We start from the raw sequence: 4503 nt of genomic DNA, 5'->3' as shown, positions 1-4503 counted from the left end.
GGTAGCACTCATAATAGGTCTTTTGAGTAATTTTTAATAATAATTCGCTAGATCAAATTATTCTGAGAAAACGGGACAATCCCGCTTTTGACCTTTCTCAAGTTTTTTCTCACCTTCTTCAAAATGATTACGCAAAGAAATATCTTTCATTCTTTGCTTTTTATCCTTTCCACCACACCGACTACTGGACCGGAATTACTGATATTTAAATATTTTTCCACACTCAGTTGAAACCTTTCTTACAAGATAAGGGCTCACCTCTTTTTTGATCTTTTTTTTTCTTAAAGCTTGACATTTCAAATAGCTTCCATATTATCATTGATAAATGGAATAAAAAGGATGGAAACTCTTTGTTTTATAGTTTTATATGCTTAGTTAAGAGATGTGAAAAGCATCTGCCGCTTGTTGTAATATTGACAGCATTATCACCTCTCTTATTTTACTCATCTGCGCACTCTGCATCCTTTAGAATCACATTTGCTCGCTTTATTTTCGACAGCGCAAATGACAGCTTCACCTTAAAGGGAAAACTTCGCATCGGCAAAAGAGATTTAACTCAATCGGCATTAACTTTAGATGCAGGTCCATACTCAGAAACAATAAACGCTGGTTTCTTTAAAAAAACAGGTAAAACCTACATATATAAATCCACCCTGGGAAGCTCCGGAATAAATAAGGCAGTAGTTAATATTAAAAAGAAAAAATTCATCATATCGGCATCGGGAGTGGACCTTTCCGAAATGTCAAGTTCATCTAATATCTATATTGGAATAGGCGACAGCTTTTCAAAATGCGCATCGATAAAAATAAAAAAGACGAGGAAAGGAAGCCTTTGGAAATTAAAAGGGAAAAGCAAAAAATGCAAAAATAGCGGGAAGGTAGTTGATGCAGAATCCGGAGGAACTCTAAAAACAAAGGATGGGGGCGTGGTTAGTTTCCCTGAAAGCTTCGGAACAGGCAATATATATGCAAATTTCAAAAAAACCAAAAAAGCGGACGGCGAGATATCAGATGATATGAAAACCATTTCAGGGGAGTATTTGCTTTCTATTACCGGAGCAAAAAGAGTGGATTCGAATATTACTGTTTCAATTCCCATTGACAAAGAATTGCTTCCCGATGATTTCAAGGAATTTGGACTTCAGCCAGAATACTATGATGCCTCAACAAAGGAATGGATACCCGAAGGCGATCTCATTGCCTATGATTCAGCGGAAAACAAGGTCACATTCAATGTTTCTTTAGATACGCTTTCTCAATCTCAGATTTCTTCAAAAATGAAAGGCACACGACCCTCCTACAGGGCGGAGCAGGGACAGTTTATAAGAAAATACCGAGTAAGAGTATATATTTTCAGCTCGCAATTCACTGCTACCTTACCGGGATCGAATTTCAGCATTTCCTATTATCCTTCATACCTCGGCAAAAAATATAGTGTTATGAAAGACTCTCTATGGAAGAGCAGTACGGGAAATGCTTCGGATTCTCTGGTGCCAGATTTTGTAGAAGACCTTGATGCCGCTCTTAACAGCGTATATGCAAAAATTCTTACATTCAAAAATTCCGCAGGTAGCAGCGTTTTTTCCCCTCTTTCAACACCACAGGATGTCTTTGTCACTGATTGCGGAACTGCCGCAGGGGAAAGCCCCTTAGGCGGGCCTCTTAAAATTTCCAACAGCAAGATTGAAGGATGGGCTGATATGAAAGGTGTTGCGGCGCACGAACTTATCCATGTTTTCCAAAACCAGTATTACACAGGCGGAATATCAGGAAATGTAATAAACTATATTTTCAGCAATAACAGATGGTTTATAGAGGCAGTGGCAAATTACTATGCCGCAAAGGCAAACGGTATGAGCGAAGAAGAAAAGAAAAATTTCATTAAAAAAGACGGCTTCAATGATTATCTAAACGTTCCTCTTACTTCAACATCAGATAACAGTATGTATGCCGCAATGCATTTTCTTGACTGGCTTTCATCACAATACAGCTCCACAATAGTTGGAGACGCCCTTGCAAAGGGCGGGATAAGCACAGACATAGTTAACCTTTCTAAGGCGCTCGAGGATAAAGGCGTGACAGGAGGAATCGGAGAAGCATATGGCAAATACCTGAAATATATTATCAGCGCTCCTGAGGATTACAGCAATTTCAATAATGACATAAAAAATTCAATGGCTACGCATGCCCTCAGCAAGGGATACCTGACAGACGGAGGTTTCACCAAGAAGATATTCTACATTTCCTTGAAAAAACCCCTCAAGTCTCTAACTGCAGTTTATGTACAGCTTAAAGGAAATAATCCCGAGGATGCCCTTCTTGTAATTGATTCCTCACAGTCAAAGGGAAGTCTCTTATCATCATACACTTATGATTTCATTGGAGAAAAAAATTCCGATTATTCGGGGAAAAACCCGATTGATAAATACAAGATGGTCCCCTCAACTTTAACGGTCAAACATTTCGGAAAAACTTCTGATAAAACAGAAGTCGAACAGCTCATACTAAATTCCAGTCCTTCATCAGGCGCAAATGCCGATGTTTCATATTACCTGCTGATTCCCCCGGAAATTACAAAGGTAAAGAATGGCAATGTCAAATGGACCTTCAAGGGAATAGGAAAAGAAAAAAGGAATATACCGCGTGAATACATCTCCGGTTTCAATGTATTTCGCGAAGGAATAAAACTAAACGGAAAAAAACTTATTCCAATGCCCAAATATGGGAAAGAGATGGGTTATTCACATTCTGTTATTAAATCATCAGATACCATTGAAGTTCAGATTGTCGATAAATACGGAAACGTCTGGCCTGAGATTATAACAGATACTACTGATACCTACGTTACAGAAACTCTTGGACCTTTCTCCTATTCTGATACTTATTACAATAACAATTTCACTGCCAACTGGACTGTTACAATGAAAAGCCCGAGCAAAATGAAACCAACAGTTGAAATCAAGAATGAACCAGGCGGAGGCGGCACATATCCAAACATATCACTCAGCGCAAATGTAGGGCAAAAAATTCCCATTGAGCTAACTATTGACGGAACTTACAATTTCGAAAAAGGAACTGAATGGACATATGACGATATAGATTACCCCACTGACATCATAACGGCCACTATTACAAATACTATATCCAGAATTATCCCCGCCGCATACAATAATAAGGAGGTCAGCTCTAATGGAGGAAAATTCCACTTTGTTATTGACACTTCTGACTATCCCTATACAGGACAATATTGGGGTCCGGAATACATATCGGCTGATTTACATTGGCTAATGGAATTAAAATATTATTCAGTAGCAAACAAAGAAACGCCGTGGGCCATAGATTATAATGCAGGAGGCTTTTACATTGTCAATTTTGACTGGCTTGATACAGTCCACTAATAGATGAGACGTTTCAAGAAAGGGTTACTCATTAAAAGGTATTGTTTATTATTCATCCATAAATAGTCTTACGAGTGATATAAGTGTTGCTAAAATTGTTATAGGAAACAAAGGCGGAAATATTATAGTCAGAAATATTGATAATAAAATTGCTTTTCCGGCTTGTTTTTTATTTAAAGTTGTCTTTAGAGCCCATCCAAAAGATGTTTTTGAAGATTTGTCAAAAGCGGAATGATCATTTAGGCGGAAATAGGGAATATCTATTATTTTATTCATATTATAGCTTAAGTTCATAACAATATTTTCAATATCCCCATCCTCATCTGAAATAGCATGAGCGACCTCATGCAATAGTTTTTATATTTCTCTAACATATGTCTGTATACATCAGAATCAGTTCCCTTCGCTTCAGCATCTACATTAATAACCGCACCGGTAGGCACAAGTTCTTTGTCAAGTTGTGCAATTTCACAACATTTTTTATAAAGTTGAGGATTTGAGTTTAAGAAAGGGATCACCCATTCTTTGAAGTTCTCTCCATCTACATCTGGAGATATTGGCGTCAGATGCATGCGCCAGCAAATGACAATGGTTAGGCATTAAACAATATGAGAAAATTTTCATATTCTATATCTCTAAATCCTCCTGAAGAATAATGATAAAGGCTTCTTAAAGGTATCAATCGTTCTCAGACAAAACGATGTTTCCCTCCCTTCTCCCTCAGTTCATTACATGATCCAAAACACCAGGAACCGATATGCGTAATGGTCTGGAGGTGATTGCAAAACATAAAATACCGCCCCAGAAAAGCCAAAAGCAGACTTGACCCCTTTTTGACACCTTTTTTCAGTTATTCCTCCTGAAGAAGCTTTTTTAGCCGTTTCGCGTTTTTCACAGCATTACCTCGATAGTGATTGTTAAAATAAACAAGTGTTTCTTTTGTATTTTTTTCAAGCTCTTTTAATTTAGGTATCCACTCGACAAGTTCATCATCTGAATAATCATAGTTGTATCTTTCCCACGCCTCCTTGTGATTCCACCATTTTTCTCTGTTCCTGCCATGAAACCTCACATAAGCGATATCCGATGTCGCCACTGCTACAGG

At 37.9% G+C, this 4503-nt stretch carries 4 protein-coding genes; 1 reads left to right on the top strand and 3 read right to left on the bottom strand.

What is annotated here, in order from left to right; all coding sequences use genetic code 11:
• Window positions 1-350: 350 nt before the first annotated feature.
• Window positions 351-3398 (top strand): hypothetical protein, encoded by a 3048-nt coding sequence (locus tag D6734_04180; GenBank protein ID RMF96185.1) that lies wholly within the window; start codon window positions 351-353, stop codon window positions 3396-3398.
• Between the two features lie 48 nt (window positions 3399-3446).
• Here D6734_04180 and D6734_04175 read toward each other — a convergent pair whose 3' ends face one another.
• The 3 genes from D6734_04175 to D6734_04165 form a co-directional block, all read right to left on the bottom strand.
• Window positions 3447-3692, bottom strand: coding sequence for a hypothetical protein (locus tag D6734_04175; protein RMF96184.1), 246 nt, complete (start codon window positions 3690-3692; stop codon window positions 3447-3449).
• Window positions 3689-3970 (bottom strand): hypothetical protein, encoded by a 282-nt coding sequence (locus tag D6734_04170; protein ID RMF96183.1) that lies wholly within the window; start codon window positions 3968-3970, stop codon window positions 3689-3691. Before D6734_04170 ends, D6734_04175 begins: the two co-directional genes overlap by 4 nt.
• A 278-nt stretch (window positions 3971-4248) precedes the next feature.
• On the bottom strand, window positions 4249-4503 hold a 255-nt coding region (locus tag D6734_04165), incomplete at its 5' end, for a DUF72 domain-containing protein (GenBank protein ID RMF96182.1).

It is taken from the genome of Candidatus Schekmanbacteria bacterium, assembly GCA_003695725.1.
Lineage (GTDB): Bacteria > Schekmanbacteria > GWA2-38-11 > GWA2-38-11 > J061 > J061.
Note: the sequence above shows the minus strand (reverse complement) of the source record. Positions and strands in the feature narration are given on the sequence as shown.